Raw genomic sequence first — 16,207 nt, 5'->3', positions numbered from 1 at the left:
CCGGGCGCACGGAGGTCCGCGTCGGCTCGGAGTCCCCTCGGCACGGGGCCGGTTGAGGAGGCGCCCCGATGGGCAGATGGCCGGCGTCGCCCCGCCGGCTCACCGGCCGCCGCCGCGTCCGAGCAACCGCCATGGAAGGATCCACCCGTGACCGCACCCTCAGCTCTCCTCGCCGGACTCGACGCAGAGCTCCCCGCGTTGCGGGAGCTCTATCAGGACCTGCACGCCCACCCGGAGCTGTCGTTCCAGGAGGTGCGGACGGCGGCCGTCGTGGCCGCACGGTTGCGTAGCCAGGGCTGGGAGGTCGCCGAGGGCGTGGGCGGCACCGGTGTGGTGGGGGTACTCGGATCGGCGGACGGGCCGGTGGTACTGCTGCGCGCCGACATGGACGGCCTGCCCGTCCTGGAGTCGACAGGCCTGCCGTATGCCTCCACACGCACCGGGATCGACGCCGACGGCCACGAGGTCCCTGTGATGCACGCCTGCGGGCACGACATGCACGTCACCTGTCTGCTCGGCGCGACGGCCCTGCTCGCTGCCAACCGAGACGCGTGGCGGGGCACCGTCGTCGCCGTGTTCCAGCCCGCCGAGGAGGTCAGCGGAGCGCAGGCGATGATCGACGACGGGTTCGCCGGACGCTTCCCCCGCCCCGACGTGTGCCTCGCGCAGCATGTCGGACCCATTCCCGCGGGCATCGCGGCCACCCGCCCCGGCACCGTCATGAGCGCTTCCGACAGTCTCCACGTCCGGCTGTTCGGCCGGGGCGGCCACGGGTCGGCGCCGGAGAACACCGTCGATCCTGTGGTGATGGCGGCAGCGATCGTCATGCGTCTGCAAACCGTTGTGTCCCGCGAGGTGGGCGCGAACCAGGCCGCCGTCGTCACGGTGGGCTCACTGCACAGCGGCACGAAGGAGAACATCATCCCGGACACCGCCGAGATGAAGATCAACATCCGCAGCTCCGATCCCACCGTTCGCACCCGGGTGATCGCGGCCGTCGAGCGGATCGTACGAGCCGAGGCCCTGGCGTCCGGTGCGCCGAAGGATCCGGACATCACCTTGCTCAGCAGCTTCCCGCTGACCGTCAACGACGCGGACGCGACGGCGACGGCCATGGCGGGCCTCGAGTCGGAGCTGGGGGAGGGCCAGGTGTGGACGCTTCCGCAACCCATCACCGGCAGCGAGGACTTCGGCGCCTTCGGTACGTCGATGGGGGTGCCGTCGGTGTTCTGGCACTTCGGGGGAGCGGACCCGAAGCTGTTCCCGGACCCCGACCCGGCGGCACTCGTCGGCGGCGGGCTGCCGCAGGGAGTCCCGTACAACCACTCGCCCGACTACGCCCCGCTCCAGGACCCGACCATCGAACTCGGAGTCCGGGCGCTGCTGGGGGCGGCCGGGCGGTGGCTGGCCAGGGGAGCGGACCAGTGAGTCGGTGAGGCCTTTCAACCACCTTGCCGGGGCCGAAGGCCCCCTGCAACGTGCCCGGGTGATCGCGGGCGTCGACCCCACCTCATGAAACGGCAGCATGCGGCAGGGCCTGTACGGCACCTCGGTGCCGTACAGGCCCTGCCGCAGCAACCTAGCTGAGCGTTTTCAGCGCCGCCGCGTCATACTGCTTCAGGTCCTCGAACCGATTGCCCAGGACCTTCGCCGCCCATTCCGGGTCCTGGAGGAGGGCGCGACCGACGGCGACCAGGTCGAACTCGTCGCGTTCCATGCGGTCGAGGAGCTCGTCGATGCCCTGGACCGGTGCGCCTTCGCCGGCGAAGCTGCGGATGAAGTCCCCGTCGAGGCCCACCGAGCCGACGGTGATGGTGGGCCTGCCGGTGAGCTTCTTGGTCCAGCCCGCCAGGTTCAGGTCCGAGCCCTCGAACTCGGGGAGCCAATACCGGCGGGTGGAGGCGTGGAAGGCGTCGACGCCGGCCGCGGCGAGTGGGGTCAGGATCGCCTCCAGCTCCTCCGGGGTCTCGGCGAGCTTCGCGTCGTAGGCCTCCTGCTTCCACTGCGAGTAGCGGAAGATCACCGGGAATTCGGGCGAGACGGCCTCGCGGACCGCGGCCACGATCTCGGCCGCGAACTTCGTACGTGCCACAGCGTCACCACCGTAGGCATCGGTGCGGCGGTTCGTGCCCGCCCACAGGAACTGGTCGAGGAGGTAGCCGTGGGCGCCGTGCAGTTCGACGCCGTCGAAGCCGATGCGCTCGGCGGCCGCGGCGGCTTCGGCGAACGCGCCGATGACGTCGTCCAGGTCGCGCTGGGTCATCGCCTTGCCGGTGCCCTCGGTGCCGTCGACGCGGATGCCGGAGGGGCCGACGGCGGGTGCATCGGCGTAGGGCGGCTCGCCCTGCTTGCGCACCATGCCGATGTGCCACAGCTGCGGCACGATCGTGCCGCCCGCCGCGTGAACGGCGTCGGCGACCTTCGCCCACCCTGCCAGCTGCTCCTCGCCGTGGAACCTCGGCACGCGGTCACTCTGCCCGGCCGAATCGTGGCCGACGTAGGTGCCTTCGGTGACGATCAGGCCCACACCCGCGGCGGCGCGACGGGCGTAGTACGACGCCACGTCCTCACCGGGAGCGCCGCCGGGGGAGAACATCCGCGTCATCGGCGCCATCACGATGCGGTTCGGGACGGTCAGGCCGTTCAGCGTGACGGGCCGGGACAGGATCTCGGCCGCGCGGGAGGCGGAGGAAACAGCGACGGTCACGGGGGTGCTCCTCGAGGTACCAGACAGTATGTGCACATGCATTCAATGCATGTTGCTGGTCAACCCCCGCGGCGGTCACGGCATTCCGCCCGTGCAGCCGGACGCGCTGTGATCCGGAACACGCACCCCGGGCAGGTACGCAGCACGGCGGCTGCCCCGGGGACCGGGACGGCCCCCGGCGGCCGCGCTTCAGGACCTCTGGACTTCAGGGCCTCAGGGGCTCGATCCAGATGTTGCGGTACCGCACCGTGTTCCCGTGGTCCTGGCGCCCGGGTGTGCGGCCCCAGGTGTGGGCCGGGAGCTCGGCCACCGGCGGGCGATGCGTATTCATGTTCGTAACGCGGGCCTAATGAACATCTATTGACATGTCACTGCCCATCCCGCCAGAGTCTTGACCGCCAGTGATGCCGATGCCGATCACGGACCGAGGAGCGTTCCCTCATGCCCGAAATCCCCGCAGTATCACGCCGCCTGCTTCTGGGAGGAGCTCTGGCCACCGGGGCGCTCGCAACCGGTGTCGGCGCAGCCCAGGCGGCCCCGGTGGTCCAGGGCGGCGCTGTGCCGGCCGCCTCGCCGCGGCGCAGGCCCGGCCAGAAATCCATGATCAACGTGCCGTACGACGTGTACCGGACGGTCCGTGTCGGCGTCATCGGTCTCGGCAACCGGGGTTCTGGCATGTCCGAGGGATGGTCCGTCGTCCCCGGCTGTACGGTCACCGCCGTCTGTGACATCAGGGCGGACCGCGCCAAGCGCACCGCGGACCGGCTCGTCGCCAAGGGCAAGCCGCGCCCCGCGGAGTACGGCGGGTCGGACGAGTCGTTCGCGCAGATGCTGGAGCGGGACGACATCGACCTCGTCTATATCGCCACGCCCTGGGAGTTCCACTACGAGCAGGGCCGGGCCGCGATGCTGGCGGGCAAGCACGTCATCGTCGAACTGCCCGTCGCCACCGAGCTCGACGAGCTGTGGGACCTCGTCGACACCTCCGAGCGCACGCGCCGGCATCTGATGCTGTCCGAGAACTGCAGCTACGGCCGCAATGAGCTCGCCATGCTCAAGATGGCGCACGAGGGCCTGCTCGGCGATGTCACCAACGGCCACGGCGGCTATCTGCACGACCTGCGCGCGCTGCTGTTCTCGGACACGTACTACACCGACGCCTGGCGCCGTCTCTGGCACACACGCAGCACCGCGTCCTTCTACCCCATGCACGGGCTGGCGCCGATCGCCGCCGCCATGGACATCAACCGCGGCGACCGGACGGCGGTGCTGCGGGCCACCGCCACCGAGCCGAAGGGCCTCGCCGACTACCGCGAGCGTTTCGTGCCGAGGTCGCACCCGTCGTGGAAGGAGACCTACATCAACGGCGACCTCGTCACCTGCCTGATCGACACCGCCAAGGGCCGGGTCATTCGTGCCGAGCACGACGTCAGCTCGCCGCGCCCGTACAGCCGTATCAACAGCCTCGCGGGCAGCCGCGGCATCTTCGAGGACTACGCGGGCACCTCCACGACCGGCGGTCGCATCTACGTCGAGCCGGACCACAGCGGTCATGCCTGGCGCGACTTCGACACCTACCGCAAGGAGTTCGACCACTGGTTGTGGAAGAAGATCGGTGACGACGCGGCCAACAACGGCGGCCACGGCGGCATGGACTACGTCCTGCAGTGGCGCACCGTTCAGCTGATGCGCTCCGGCCAGCTCCCGGACATCGACGTCTACGACTCGGCGGCGTGGTGCTCTCCTGTGCCGCTGAGCGTCAAGTCCCTCGCCGCCGGCGGCCGTCCGGTCGAGATCCCCGACTTCACCCGGGGCTCCTGGGTGAACCTGCGGATGGGTCTGGACTCGCGCATGTCCGAAATGCCCCCGGTCGCCTGACGATCCCGCCCTCACGCGAAGGAGACGGACAGTGAGATCAGCCCGACTGATCAGAACTCTCAGAGCCACGGCCGCGGCAGGGGCGATCCTTCTTGTCCCCGCGCAGGCGGTCGCGGCCGAACCGGAACCGGCTCCCGTCGCCGCGAAGACGGAGGTGACCATATCGCCGGTCGACCTCCAGGGGCCGGCCATCTCGGCGGTGAAGGTGACCGTCAAGAACGCAGGGCGCGACCGTATGCGGTCGTTGAAGGTGTCGTTCGCCGGGCCGGTGGGCTGGGCCGTGCAGCCGGCCGAGCGCAGCGTGGACGGTTCCCTCGCCAAGGGCAAGGCCGTCGACACCGAGTTCAGGATCCAGGTGCCGGAGCAGCGCCCGGGGTTCACCGTCCGGACGTTCACCGCGACCGCGACGTACAAGGGCGGTGACGGCGCCGGGTCGGCCACCGGCATCCGGACCCAGCGCACGGGCGAGCCTGTGGCGAACCTCGCGGCCGCGTACAACAGTGTCGCGATCACCGACGAGAGCAACACCGCGCCGGGCGACTACGACGGGGACGGCAACAGCTTCTCCGCGCAGAAGCTCGCGGCGGTCGGACTCACCCCCGGTGCGTCCGTGAACGCCTTGGGCGCGAAGCTGACCTGGCCGGACGTGCCGAGCGGCACCAAGGACAACGTGTCGAGCGCCGGACAGGCCGTCAGCCTGAGCGGTCAGGGCAGCAAGCTCGTCTTCCTGGGCTCGGGCGTCGGAAGCGGCGCGACGGGAAGCGCCACCGTCCACTACAAGGACGGCACGTCGACCAAGGGTTCGTTCGGCTTCCCCAACTGGTCGTTCGACCCGGCCGACGCCCATGGCGCGACGCTGGTCGCGTCGTCCGACGGCCGCAATCGTCCGAGCGGATACGGAAACGCGGGCATCGCCTACCGCGTGTTCGCCCACTCGATCTCCCTCGACGCGGCCAAGGAGGTGGACTTCGTGGTCCTGCCGGGCAACGGCAACATCCATGTCTTCGACATGGCCGTCGCCCCCTGATGCCCTCCGCGCGACCGTGATTGGCGACAGCCGCCCCCGAACTCCGCTGTCCGGGGGCGGCTGTCGTCGCCACCCCACTGTGTCCACGGGCCGCGCAGGGCTCAGACCGATGGCTGCGATGCCCGCGGCCACGCAGGGCTCAGACCGCCATGACCTTGATGCCCGCTTCCGTCAGGCGCGCCGCCATGTCGGAGGGAAGCGCGGAGTCGGTCACCAGCACGTCGATGCGATCCAGCCCGCAGATCCGGGCGAAGGCGCGCTTGCCCATCTTGGACGAGTCGGTGACGACCACGACCCGGCGCGCGCGCTCGGCGAACAGCCGGCTGATGCTCGCCTCGTCCTCCTGGTGGGTCATCACGCCCAGTTGCGGGTCGACGCCGTCGACACCGAGCACGGCGACGTCCAGCACGACTTCGTTCAGCACGCCCACGGTCAGCGGTCCGACCAGCTCGTACGTCTGCGGGCGGGCCACACCGCCGGTGACGACGATCTTGATCTGGGGGCGCACGGCGAGCTCGCCGGCGATGTTGAGCGCGTTGGTGACGACGGTGAGCGCGGGCCCCGACGTCTCCGGGGACTCCCGTCGACCGCCGCCCGCGCGCAGCGCCAGCGCTCTTGCCACCTCGGTCGTGGTGGTGCCTCCGTTGAGGCCCACGACCTCTCCTTCGGCGATCAGCTCGGCGACGGCCGCGGCGATGCGCTGCTTCTCGGAGGCGTGGCGTGAGGACTTGTAGCGCAGGGGCAGTTCGTAGGAGACGCCGTGGGCGATGGCTCCGCCCCGGGTGCGTACGAGCATCTGCTGCTCGGCGAGTTCGTCGAGATCCCGTCGGATGGTCGCCGGCGAGACCGTGAGTGTCGTCGCGGCCTGCTCGACATCCAGCCTGCCCTCGGCGGCCAGCAACTCCAGCAGCTTGCTCCACCGCTCGTGCTTGGACATGTGTCGGACTCCTTCGGGCATCGTCCTGCGCTCTCGACACGCTATGGGACGCGAGGGCGGGCGCTCCAGCGAGGGCAGGGCTCCTGCGTGAAAGTGATCGTAGTTCCGGAAGAGGCATCAGGCCCACGCATGTCTGGTGCAGCCGAATCTGGGCAACGTTCAGGTAACAAGCCCTGGACCGCGGCCTTGTCGCTGCTGAATACTGCGCGACAGGACCAATGCTTGTAACTGCTTGAAATGGTCGCAGTTTGCGCAGTTTCATGCAATGGAGGTGGGGCTGTTCGCCTTCACCGAACGCCTGGTGGTGTCCGGATCGACCTCCGGCTCCGTGAAGTAAACCGGTCTCTGCGCCGACCGTCAGAGCCTTCCCCGAGGAGTTCATCACTTTGTCCAGCACAGGTTCCTCCCGCACCTCGGCCGAGATCGCCTCCCAGCCCGGCGTGTGGCGGCAGGCCGCCCGCTCGCTGCCCCGGCACACCGCAGCCCTGCCCCGCCGGGGCGAACGCGTTGCCGTGATCGGCTGCGGAACCTCCTGGTTCATGGCCCAGTCCTACGCCGTCCTGCGCGAGACCGGCGGGCACGGCGAGACCGACGCCTTCGCCGCCTCCGAGTTCCCGCACGGCCGCGGCTACGACCGGATCGTCGCCATCACCCGGTCCGGCACCACCACCGAAGTGCTGGACCTGCTCCGCCGGGTGAAGGGCGCCGTCCCCACCGGCGCGATCACCGCCGACCCGGCGACCCCCGTCATGCAGGCGGCCGACGCCGTGGCCGTACTGGACTTCGCGGACGAGGAATCCGTGGTCCAGACGCGTTTCGCCACCGCGAACCTCGCACTGCTGCGCGCACATCTCGAGGCCGAGGGCGCTCTGCCCGGCGGGGTGCGCCCCCTCGACCAGGCGATCCAGCACGCCGAGCGGGCCGTCGCAGAGCCCCTCGACGCCGCAGTGTGCGGTGCCGGGCAGTTCACCTTCCTCGGCACCGGCTGGACCTACGGCCTGGCGCTCGAGGCCGGACTGAAGATGCGCGAGGCCGCCGGCGCCTGGACCGAGGCCTACCCGGCCATGGAGTACCGCCACGGGCCCATCAGCATCACCGGCCCCGGGCGGGTGGCCTGGGCGTTCGGCACGCTTCCGCAGGGACTCGCGGACGATGTCGCACGCGTCGGCGGCACACTCGTCGCCGAGTCGCAGAACGCCGCAGGCGATCTGGACCCGCTCGCCGACCTCGTCCGCGCCCAGCGCCTCGCGGTCGTGCTCGCGGAGACCCACGGCCACAACCCCGACCGGCCGCGCAACCTCACCCGGTCCGTCGTCCTCGAGAACAGTCATGCCTGAGGACCATGACGACTCCGAATGCGTGACCGCCCGACAGGCCTCCGCCCGGGGACGAGACGTCCACCGGGTGGGGGGCCTCGTGCCCGGAGCCGTCGCCGCGGAACCTGGCAGCGCCGTCTGCTCGGCCGACTTCGCTGCCGCCATCGCCCGTCCTGTGGCCGGCGACCTCGATCCCGGCACCCACCACCGTTTCCTTACGACCGTCTCCGTGGAGGAACGCCATGCCCCTCTCGCCCACTGACGACATCGTCCGTTCCGCAGCCGAAGGCGGTGTGGGCGTCGGGGCGTTCAACGTCGTGCAGCTCGAGCACGCCGAGGCCATCGTCGCCGGGGCTGAGGCCGCCGGGCGGCCCGTGATCCTTCAGATCAGCGAGAACACCGCCCGCTACCACGGATCGCTCGAACCGATCGCACTGGCGACACTCGCGATCGCCCGCGCGTCGGGTGCCCCCGTCGCCGTCCACCTCGACCACGCCGAATCCGCCGACCTGGTGCATCAGGCCGTCGAACTCGGCTTCACCTCGGTCATGTTCGACGCCTCCAAGCTCCCCTATGACGAGAACGTGGCAGCCACGCGTGAAATCACCGCCCACTGCCACTCGAGGAAGGTCTCTGTGGAGGCCGAGCTGGGCGAGGTCGGCGGCAAGGACGGCGCTCACGCCCCCGGCGTACGCACCGATCCCGACGAGGCACGGGCCTTCGTCGCCGCCACCGCCGTCGACGCACTTGCCGTGGCCGTGGGCAGCTCCCACGCCATGCTCACCCGGGACGCCGTACTCGACTTCGCGCTCATCTCCCGGTTGCGGGACACCGTGAGCGTCCCGCTCGTGCTGCACGGCTCCTCCGGCGTCAAAGACGCGGGCCTCACCAAGGCGATCGAGGCGGGCATGACGAAAATCAACGTCTCCACTCACCTCAACAAGGCGTTCACCCATGCCGCGCGCACCTACCTCGACTCCCACCCCGAGACCGCCGACCCCCGCAAGTACCTCGGCCCCGCCCGTGACGCCGTCGCCGCGGAGGTGGCACGGCTGCTGGAGGTCCTGAGCTGACGTGAACGGGCGGGAGCCCAGGTCGTGTCCGCGGGGGCCGAGGCGCGACCCCCGCGCGGTGCTGAGCGCGGCGCAGGCCGGGCTCGTAGGGTGGCCCGCATGATCGTTCGCAGCGGCGCAGGCCGGCATCCCGGCTACTTGGCGGCCGCGCTGGTCTTCGCCATCGGTATGGCCGGGACGACGCTGCCCACCCCGCTCTACGGGCTCTACCAGCAGGAGATCGGTTTCTCCGAGCTGATGGTGACGGTGGTCTTCGCCGTGTACGCCGTCGCCGTCATCACCGTGCTGCTGGTGGCGGGCAACTACTCCGACGAAGTCGGGCGCCGCCCCGTGCTGCTGTGTGCGATGGGGTTCTCGGCAGCGAGCGCCGCATGTTTCCTTCTGGAGGAGGGCCTGCCCCTGCTCTTCGCCGGCCGGCTGTTCTCCGGTTTCGCGGCCGGACTGCTGAGTGGCGCGGCCACGGCGGCCGTCATCGAGCTGGCCGGGCCGGGGCAGAAAGCGCGAGCCGGATTCGCGGCCACAGCGGCGAACATGGGCGGCCTCGGTTGCGGGCCGCTGCTGGCCGGATTCCTCGCGCAGTACGCGGCATGGCCCCTTGAACTGACCTTCCTGGTCCACCTCGCACTGCTCGCCGCGGCGACCCTGCTGATCCTCTTCCTGCCGGAGACCGTGGAGCAGCCGAAGCGGCGCCCGCGGCTGAAGCCGCAGGGCGTCACCGTGCCGGACGAGGTGAAGGGGGTGTTCGTGCCCGCGTCCGTGGCGGCGTTCGCCGGGTTCGCGCTGCTGGGTCTGTTCACGGCCGTCGCCCCCAGCTTCGTCGCCAGGACGCTCGACGTGCACAACCTTGCCGTCTCGGGGGCGGTGGTGTTCTCCGTGTTCCTCGCCTCCATCGCCGGACAGAGCCTGAGCGGACGTGTCGGCGCCGTGCGCGCCCTTCCTGCAGGCTGCGGCGTACTGGTCATCGGCCTTCTGGTGGTCGCCGCGTCCTTGCTGACGGAGTCGCTCGCCCTGCTCGTGGTGGGCGCGGTCTGCGGGGGAACGGGCCAGGGCCTGGCGTTCCGCGCGGCACTCTCGCTCGTAGGCGACGCGGCCCCGGCGGAGCACCGCGGAGGCACGATCTCGGCGTTCTTCGTCGTCGCCTACACCGGCATCTCGCTTCCCGTGGTCGGGGTGGGCGCCCTGGCGCAGGTGTGGGGGTTGCGGACGGCGGGGCTGCTCTTCGCCGGGTGCGTGATGGTGCTCGCGGCGTGCGCCGGGCTCTACGCGGCGCTCAGACCGCCGGCCGCGGCCCCGGAATGAGGGCGTCCCGGCACGGCGACCTGAGCACCCATCAGCGGCCGGCGCACCGGCCCGTAACGGGAAGCCCGAACACCAACGCCCCGTACCGCGGCCAACTCGGTTACGGGGCGGTGGAGTCCGTCGTACGACCCCTCAGGGCAGGGGAGTCCGGCCCGTCGCGTTGACGATCTCGGCGGTGGTGTAACTCGCCTGCGGAGAGGCGAGGTCGTACGACGGACTCCACCGCCCCGTAAACACGTAGGCGGGCGCCATCTCCGCCGGCTGTGCCGGACGGCCCAGCGGTGACTCCACACCCAGCCTCCGGTGCCACGAGGACGGGTGCAAACGGGCCCGCGGGCTCAGCCGCCAGGCGCGTTCCCGCCCGCACCGGGCGACACACCTACCGCCCGCCGGCGTAACCCTCGAGGCGGTCCGGCACGGTCGCCGTGTCGGCGATCCGGTCCATGAGGGCGGTCAGCACGAGAGCGGTGCGGGCGGCTGCGATCTCGTCATGGCGGCACGATGTGAGGGAGCCGCCACGCCACGCAGGCATCGGCACCCTCTGGCGGGGCAGAAGAGGTCCAGCGCCGCAGGGTCGCGACGTGAAAGCCTCAAGGAGAGTGGTGTGATGCGCACGGTGGGCGTCGAGGAGGAGCTTCTCCTCGTGGACGCGGAGTCGGGTGAGCCGCGTGCCCTGTCCGCTGCGGTTCTCGCGTCCGCCGGTCGGGAGGGCGGGGACTGCCGGCAGGTGTTCGAGTCGGAGCTCCAGCGTGAGCAGCTCGAGTTCGCCACGCTCCCGCAGAGCTCGATGGACGATCTCGCGGAGGAGATCATCCGCTGGCGTGCAGAGGCAGCCCGCCACGCCGAACGCCTCGGTGCCGCGGTCGCGGCACTCGCCACGTCCCCCCTCCCGGTGAGTCCCTCCCTCGCGGCGGGCGAGCGGTACGGCTGGATGGCGGAGCAGTTCGGGCTGACCACGCAGGAACAGCTCACCTGCGGCTGCCACGTCCATGTGTCGGTCGAGTCGGACGAAGAAGGCGTCGCGGTCCTCGACCGGATCCGCCCCTGGCTCTCGGTCTTGGTGGCGCTCAGCGCGAACTCCCCGTTCTGGCAGGGCAAGGACAGCGGCTACTGCAGCTACCGCAGCCGTGTCTGGGGCCGCTGGCCCTCGGCCGGGCCGGTCGAGCTCTTCGGTTCCGCCGACCGGTACCACGAGCAGGTGCGCGCGATGGTGGGCACCGGCGCCCTACGGGACGAAGGCATGATCTACTTCGACGCCCGACTCTCCCATACGTATCCGACCGTGGAGATCCGTGTGGCGGACGTCGGGCTCGACCCGTCGACGCCGGTTCTCCTGGCCACGCTCGTCCGGGGCCTGGTCGAGACCGCGGCCCACGAGTGGCGGGCCGGTCTCCCGCCCGCGCCGCACGGCGTCGGACTGCTGCGGCTGGCGGCATGGCGGGCAGGCCGATCGGGACTGGACGAGCAACTGATCCACCCGCTCACGATGACTCCACGACCCGCCGGCGAAGTGGTTCGCGCGCTGCTCGACCACGTCCGGGACGCCCTGGAGTCATCGGGCGACATGGCCCGAACGGAGGAGGGCGTGGTCTCGCTGCTGGCAGCCGGCAACGGAGCCGCCTTCCAGCGCGACCTGCTGAAGCAGACGGGAAGCCTCCGGGACGTCGTCGCCGCGTGCGTCCGCAAGACCTCCGGCGGCTGACGGCGCCGCGGCGCACTGCACGAGCTGCTCACGAGACCTTCGCCCCCTGGCGGCGGGCGCGTGGGCGCTGCTCGGCGTTTCCGTGAACTCCCCGGGGCTGCGTCCGGGACAGCGGGCTGCGCCGAGCCGTCGGGCGTTACACATATGGCCCCGGCGAGGCATGCATCTTCGCTGCTGGGGCATACGCCAGTCAGGCCCCGCCGCGCATCCCCCGTCGCGGCGGGGCCGCCGTCTGCAACGGTCAGCCACTCCGGCGGGCAGTCACGAGGAGGTACTCCCACTCCATGGCGAGACTGTCCACCCCGCCGTTCTCCCGCCGCGCGAGGTCGGCGAGAGCGCGGTCCAGTTCCGCTGTCCGGTCCGGGGAGTCCGCGATGTGCTGATAGACGGCGATCGTCGGACCGTAGGCGGCTTTGAAGTAGTCCCGGAAGTCCTCGGGCGTCTCGAAGCGGTCCACCTTCACCGTCTGCCGGCGCACGTCCACATCGGTCACCCGGTCGCCGAGGAGCGCGCGGACGTGCTCTTCGTCGCCCCACAGCGGCGGTGGCTTCGCACCCGGCGGCGGCGGGGGCGCGTACGGCTTCATCACGGCGAACATGCGGCCGATGAAACCTTCGGGCGTCCAGTCGACCAGGCCGATGGTCCCGCCCGGTCGGCAGACCCGCACCAGTTCGTCGGCGGCGGCCTGGTGATGCGGGGCGAACATGACGCCGACGCAGGACATGACGATGTCGAACTCGCCGCCGCCGAACGGCAGCGCCTCCGCGTCCGCCTCGCGCCACTGCAGATCGGCGCCCTGCTTCTCGGCCAGTCTCCGGCCGGCCTCCAGCAGCTCGGGCGTGAGGTCGCATGCCACCACGTCGGCGCCTGACAGCGCGGCCGGAATCGCGGCATTGCCCGAACCGGCCGCGACGTCCAGCACCCGCTTGCCGCTCTTCACTCCGCATGCCCGGACCAGCACCGTACCCAGGTCCGCGACGAGGTCACCGGCCAGGGCCGGGTAGTCGCCGAGCGCCCACATCTTCCGGTGCTTGGCCTTGAGGGCCCGGTCGGCCTCGGTCGCATGGATCGCGTCGGTCATGGCAGATCTCCTCGGGGCTCTTGCCGGCAGCCGCCCGGGTGACGGCCGCATCGACCGGAATCACCACTTTTGTCAATGACCCAAGGATAGAAGCGGGGGGACTTCCGGTCCCGCTCAGACCTCCAGAACCACCTTGCCCCGGGTACGGCCGCTCTGGCTGATGCGGAACGCCTCTGCCGCCTCCGCCAGGGGCAGCGCCCGGTCGACGTTCACAGTGAGCGCACCCGAGTCGGCCAGCCGCCCCAGCTCGGCGAGATCGTCGCTGCTGGGCCGCACCCACACATGGTGCCCGCCGCGCTGGGTGACGGAGGCGTCGACGATGGACGCGACACGGGAGGGGTCGGTGAGCAGCTGCTGGGAGATCTCGACGGCATCGTCACCGATGCAGTCGACGGCCGCGGTGATGCCGTCGGGAGCCAGCTCACGGACGCGCTCGGCCAGCCCGTCTCCGTAGGTGACGGGCTCGGCGCCCAGGGACCGCAGGAAGTCGTGGTTGCGTTCGCTGGCCGTGCCGATGACACGCGCACCGCGCGCCGCGGCGATCTGGACGGCGAACGAGCCGACGCCGCCGGACGCGGCGTGGACCAGAACGGTGTCCTGACCGGTGACGCCGATGCGGGCGAGCGACTGAAGGGCGGTGAGTCCCGCGAGCGGCACCCCCGCCGCCTGCCGCCAGTCCAAACTGGACGGCTTGTGTGCCAGGGTGCGGACAGGAGCTGCGACCAGTTCGGCGAAGGTGCCGTGCTGTACCTCGTCCTTCCTCACGTAGCCGTAGACCTCGTCGCCGACCGAGAACTCGGTCGCGTCGAGCCCGACCGCCTCGACGACGCCCGACACGTCCCAGCCCGGAATCAGCGGGAAGTGGACGTTCATGATCGGGTCGAGATACCCGGCGACGATCTTCCAGTCGACAGGATTGACCCCCGCGGCCTTGACGCGGACAAGAACGGCATCGGGGGCGATTTTCGGATCGGCGGTGTCGGTGAACTCCAGGACCTCGGGGCCGCCGTAACGGTTGACCGTGATGGCTCGCATGGTTCTTTTCTCTCACATCGATCAGGGGTCGTGCCCGATCATGCGCTCGCCATGGCCGTCGTGCGCGCCGTGCCGTGTCGGCGGTGCACGGCTGGGTACCCGCGAAGCGTTCCGGAGCCGCACCACGAGGGAGACGCGATGAGTGACGAATACCGGCCGGAGGGCTTCGAGGACAGCGACGAACCGCTGCCGCGCGACATGCCCGATCAGCAGGCCGGGGTGGAGGACCCGTGGGACCCGGAGGACCGGACACCGGGAGAGTCCGGCCGGACGGCGGACGAGGAGGCGGACGACGTGCCCGACCTCGACGAGGCCGGGGCCGGCCCCCAGGGTGCGCCCCGCGACGAGCAGGCCAACCCCGACATGCCGACCCCCGACGAATCGACGGGCTGAGCGGCCGCCGGGCACGTCCTGCGCGGTCGTGCCCGGTCGCCGCCCGGCGGCAGCCCCACGCCCCGGTCGCGGCGGCAGTCCGACGCATGGTCACATGCCGAACTCCGCGGGGGAGACGCCCAGAACGGCGCAGGCCTCCCGGATGACGTCCTGCTCGGCCGGTGCGACATAGCCGTCGGCGCCGGCGATGACGATTCCGGTCTGGATCACGGCCCGGGCTTCCGTCGGCTTCTTCACCGCCTTTCCGACCTCCTGCATCACCGCCGCCTTGCCCAGCTGGAAATTGGCCGACAGCTGGTCGGCGTGCTTGTTGAACCGCTCGCGCAACTGCTCCGCCGGGAAGTTCTGCAGGACGTCGTTGTTGAGGATCAGCGACTCCACGTGCTGCCGCTCGCTCGCGTCCACATGCCCGTCCGCGGCGGCCACCAGCGCGCACATCGCCATCGATGCGTCTCTGAAGGCACCGCTCTTCAACTCCGTCTTGAGGGACGTGAGCTGTGACTTCAGTGTGTTCACCAGCTGGGCGCGCGAGCCGCCCGCGGACCGCGCCCCGGGGGCGTGGCCGCCCGAGCTCCGGGTGCCCTGGGACTGCTGCAGACTCTTGGCCTGGTCCTTGATCCGGTCCCACATTGCCACTGGTGCCACCTCGGCTTCTGTTCAGGTCGTTCGGTCGTCGTGACGCGCACCGCAGCGCATCACCCAGCCAACGCTCGGCCTCCGTCACGCGTTCCACCTCACGGTCGATTCGATCTTTTGCACGCATTCGGCCCAATGCCTGTACTTCGTTGGGGGGACTTCTCGCCGTGGCGCAACGACGGCGGGCCCGCGGCGGGCAATGGAGGCACATTCAGGAGGTTGTGCCCCATGAGACCGCCCGAGTACGGCCGAGCCGTGCGCGCCGGCGACCGTTCGACGGTTCCGGTCGCACGGGCAGCCGTCACAGCTGTGCTGGTCGTGGTGACGATCCTGCTCTCGCTGATCGCCGCCGATCCGGCTGCTGCTCAGCAGCACGCCCCTCGTCTTCAGGCGCACCCCTCCCCCGCCGATCCCGCGGGGGAGGGGTGCGCGGAGTCGGCCGACGTGATGCAGGAGGCATCGACCCGGGCCGGCGGACCGCGTACCCGTCGGCACGCCGGGCTCCGGCCCTGCCCCGGACCGCGTGCCCGGCCTTCCCGCCCCGGGGCCCGGTCGGCTTACGGCCCGGCCGTGCGGAAGCCGCCTCAGCTGTTTGCCGTGAGGTGTGTGGTTCTGAGGTGCTGACAGCGCCGCTCCGTCCGGCGCCCGCCGGTGCCGGTGCCGGGGCAGTCCGCACACAGGAGCCGTCCACATGCCCGAGAGGTGGCAACAGCCATGCCCAACGACCCCTTCGCTGTTCTCAACGCCCTGATCCGCGCCGAAGCCGCACGAGGTGTGGCATCGCGGGACGCCCGACATCCGTCCGAGCCCCCCAAGGACGGCCGTGCGGAGGTGACGGGCGCAGATGCCCGCGCTGTGTCCGACGGCAGCCCCCTGTCCGAGGGCAAAGGCGCAGCCTGATGCACGGGCGGAGCCGGCGGGGGGTGATCCGGCCGACTCCGCCCGGCTCGTTGCCGACCTCGGCGGGCCGGATCAGTCGGCCGAACAGCGAGGCCGGCCGCTCCGGCCGCCTTGTACGCCGCTTTCCGGCACGCGTCGGCGACCACCGGCGACCTGCGCTGCCCATGGACGGCGGCGTAGCTCCCCACTCATCCCTTGATCGCCGTCAGTGTCCCCGTACGCT

Annotated in this window: 17 protein-coding genes; 10 read left to right on the top strand and 7 right to left on the bottom strand. The window is 70.8% G+C overall.

Annotated elements, in window-relative coordinates; all coding sequences use genetic code 11:
• Nucleotides 1–147: 147 nt before the first annotated feature.
• Nucleotides 148–1,428, top strand: coding sequence for an amidohydrolase (locus tag ACZ4SA_RS05555; RefSeq protein ID WP_468270128.1), 1,281 nt, complete (start codon nucleotides 148–150; stop codon nucleotides 1,426–1,428).
• A 151-nt stretch (nucleotides 1,429–1,579) separates the two neighbouring features.
• Here the strand turns inward: ACZ4SA_RS05555 and ACZ4SA_RS05550 are convergent, their stop codons facing one another.
• Nucleotides 1,580–2,749 carry an NADH:flavin oxidoreductase gene (locus tag ACZ4SA_RS05550; protein ID WP_468270126.1) on the bottom strand — a complete coding sequence of 390 codons (1,170 nt, stop codon included), beginning with the start codon at nucleotides 2,747–2,749 and terminating at the stop codon, nucleotides 1,580–1,582.
• A 399-nt stretch (nucleotides 2,750–3,148) separates the two neighbouring features.
• Here ACZ4SA_RS05550 and ACZ4SA_RS05545 point away from each other — a divergent pair, with 399 nt between their 5' ends.
• A complete protein-coding gene (locus ACZ4SA_RS05545; protein WP_468270124.1) occupies nucleotides 3,149–4,585 on the top strand; it encodes a Gfo/Idh/MocA family protein in 1,437 nt (478 codons plus the stop codon).
• Nucleotides 4,586–4,616: 31 nt separating this feature from the next.
• On the top strand, nucleotides 4,617–5,612 hold the full coding sequence (locus ACZ4SA_RS05540; RefSeq protein WP_468270122.1) for an NEW3 domain-containing protein: 996 nt from the start codon (nucleotides 4,617–4,619) through the stop codon (nucleotides 5,610–5,612).
• A 139-nt stretch (nucleotides 5,613–5,751) separates the two neighbouring features.
• On the opposite strand, the gene ACZ4SA_RS05535 is transcribed toward ACZ4SA_RS05540, so the two are convergent.
• The gene (locus ACZ4SA_RS05535; RefSeq protein WP_468270120.1) at nucleotides 5,752–6,549 is read right to left on the bottom strand and encodes a DeoR/GlpR family DNA-binding transcription regulator; all 798 of its coding nucleotides are present in this window, start codon (nucleotides 6,547–6,549) and stop codon (nucleotides 5,752–5,754) included.
• A gap of 386 nt (nucleotides 6,550–6,935) precedes the next feature.
• On the opposite strand from ACZ4SA_RS05535, the gene ACZ4SA_RS05530 reads away from it, so the two are divergent.
• The 4 genes from ACZ4SA_RS05530 (at nucleotide 6,936) to ACZ4SA_RS05515 (ending at nucleotide 10,237) form a co-directional block, all read left to right on the top strand.
• Nucleotides 6,936–7,886, top strand: coding sequence for an SIS domain-containing protein (locus ACZ4SA_RS05530; RefSeq protein ID WP_468270118.1), 951 nt, complete (start codon nucleotides 6,936–6,938; stop codon nucleotides 7,884–7,886).
• Nucleotides 7,879–8,127, top strand: a complete 249-nt coding sequence (locus ACZ4SA_RS05525) for a hypothetical protein (protein ID WP_468270116.1) — start codon at nucleotides 7,879–7,881, stop codon at nucleotides 8,125–8,127. Before ACZ4SA_RS05530 ends, ACZ4SA_RS05525 begins: the two co-directional genes overlap by 8 nt.
• Nucleotides 8,108–8,938: a class II fructose-bisphosphate aldolase gene (locus tag ACZ4SA_RS05520; protein WP_468270114.1), complete on the top strand. Its 831-nt coding sequence runs from the start codon at nucleotides 8,108–8,110 to the stop codon at nucleotides 8,936–8,938. Before ACZ4SA_RS05525 ends, ACZ4SA_RS05520 begins: the two co-directional genes overlap by 20 nt.
• Nucleotides 8,939–9,037: 99 nt before the next feature.
• Entirely contained in the window at nucleotides 9,038–10,237 is a 1,200-nt protein-coding gene (locus tag ACZ4SA_RS05515) for an MFS transporter (protein ID WP_468270112.1), read from the top strand.
• A 132-nt stretch (nucleotides 10,238–10,369) separates the two neighbouring features.
• Here the strand turns inward: ACZ4SA_RS05515 and ACZ4SA_RS05510 are convergent, their stop codons facing one another.
• Both ACZ4SA_RS05510 and ACZ4SA_RS05505 read right to left on the bottom strand, forming a co-directional pair.
• Nucleotides 10,370–10,528, bottom strand: a complete 159-nt coding sequence (locus ACZ4SA_RS05510; RefSeq protein WP_468270349.1) for a hypothetical protein — start codon at nucleotides 10,526–10,528, stop codon at nucleotides 10,370–10,372.
• 88 nt (nucleotides 10,529–10,616) lie between these two features.
• Entirely contained in the window at nucleotides 10,617–10,769 is a 153-nt protein-coding gene (locus ACZ4SA_RS05505; protein WP_468270110.1) for a hypothetical protein, read from the bottom strand.
• 75 nt (nucleotides 10,770–10,844) lie between these two features.
• Here ACZ4SA_RS05505 and ACZ4SA_RS05500 point away from each other — a divergent pair, with 75 nt between their 5' ends.
• Nucleotides 10,845–11,939: a glutamate--cysteine ligase 2 gene (locus tag ACZ4SA_RS05500; protein ID WP_468270329.1), complete on the top strand. Its 1,095-nt coding sequence runs from the start codon at nucleotides 10,845–10,847 to the stop codon at nucleotides 11,937–11,939.
• A 241-nt stretch (nucleotides 11,940–12,180) separates the two neighbouring features.
• On the opposite strand, the gene ACZ4SA_RS05495 is transcribed toward ACZ4SA_RS05500, so the two are convergent.
• A complete protein-coding gene (locus ACZ4SA_RS05495; RefSeq protein WP_468270108.1) occupies nucleotides 12,181–13,020 on the bottom strand; it encodes a class I SAM-dependent methyltransferase in 840 nt (279 codons plus the stop codon).
• A 114-nt stretch (nucleotides 13,021–13,134) separates the two neighbouring features.
• Complete coding sequence (locus ACZ4SA_RS05490) at nucleotides 13,135–14,055, bottom strand: NADP-dependent oxidoreductase (RefSeq protein ID WP_468270106.1); 921 nt, start codon at nucleotides 14,053–14,055, stop codon at nucleotides 13,135–13,137.
• Between the two features lie 138 nt (nucleotides 14,056–14,193).
• On the opposite strand from ACZ4SA_RS05490, the gene ACZ4SA_RS05485 reads away from it, so the two are divergent.
• Nucleotides 14,194–14,448, top strand: coding sequence for a hypothetical protein (locus tag ACZ4SA_RS05485; RefSeq protein WP_468270104.1), 255 nt, complete (start codon nucleotides 14,194–14,196; stop codon nucleotides 14,446–14,448).
• A 90-nt stretch (nucleotides 14,449–14,538) separates the two neighbouring features.
• On the opposite strand, the gene ACZ4SA_RS05480 is transcribed toward ACZ4SA_RS05485, so the two are convergent.
• The gene (locus ACZ4SA_RS05480) at nucleotides 14,539–15,084 is read right to left on the bottom strand and encodes a tellurite resistance TerB family protein (protein WP_468270102.1); all 546 of its coding nucleotides are present in this window, start codon (nucleotides 15,082–15,084) and stop codon (nucleotides 14,539–14,541) included.
• Between the two features lie 714 nt (nucleotides 15,085–15,798).
• Between ACZ4SA_RS05480 and ACZ4SA_RS05475 the strand changes: the two genes are divergently transcribed.
• Nucleotides 15,799–15,984 carry a hypothetical protein gene (locus tag ACZ4SA_RS05475; protein WP_468270100.1) on the top strand — a complete coding sequence of 62 codons (186 nt, stop codon included), beginning with the start codon at nucleotides 15,799–15,801 and terminating at the stop codon, nucleotides 15,982–15,984.
• Nucleotides 15,985–16,207 lie beyond the last annotated feature (223 nt).

This window comes from Streptomyces sp. NPDC027962, assembly GCF_055566095.1.
Note: the sequence above shows the minus strand (reverse complement) of the source record. Positions and strands in the feature narration are given on the sequence as shown.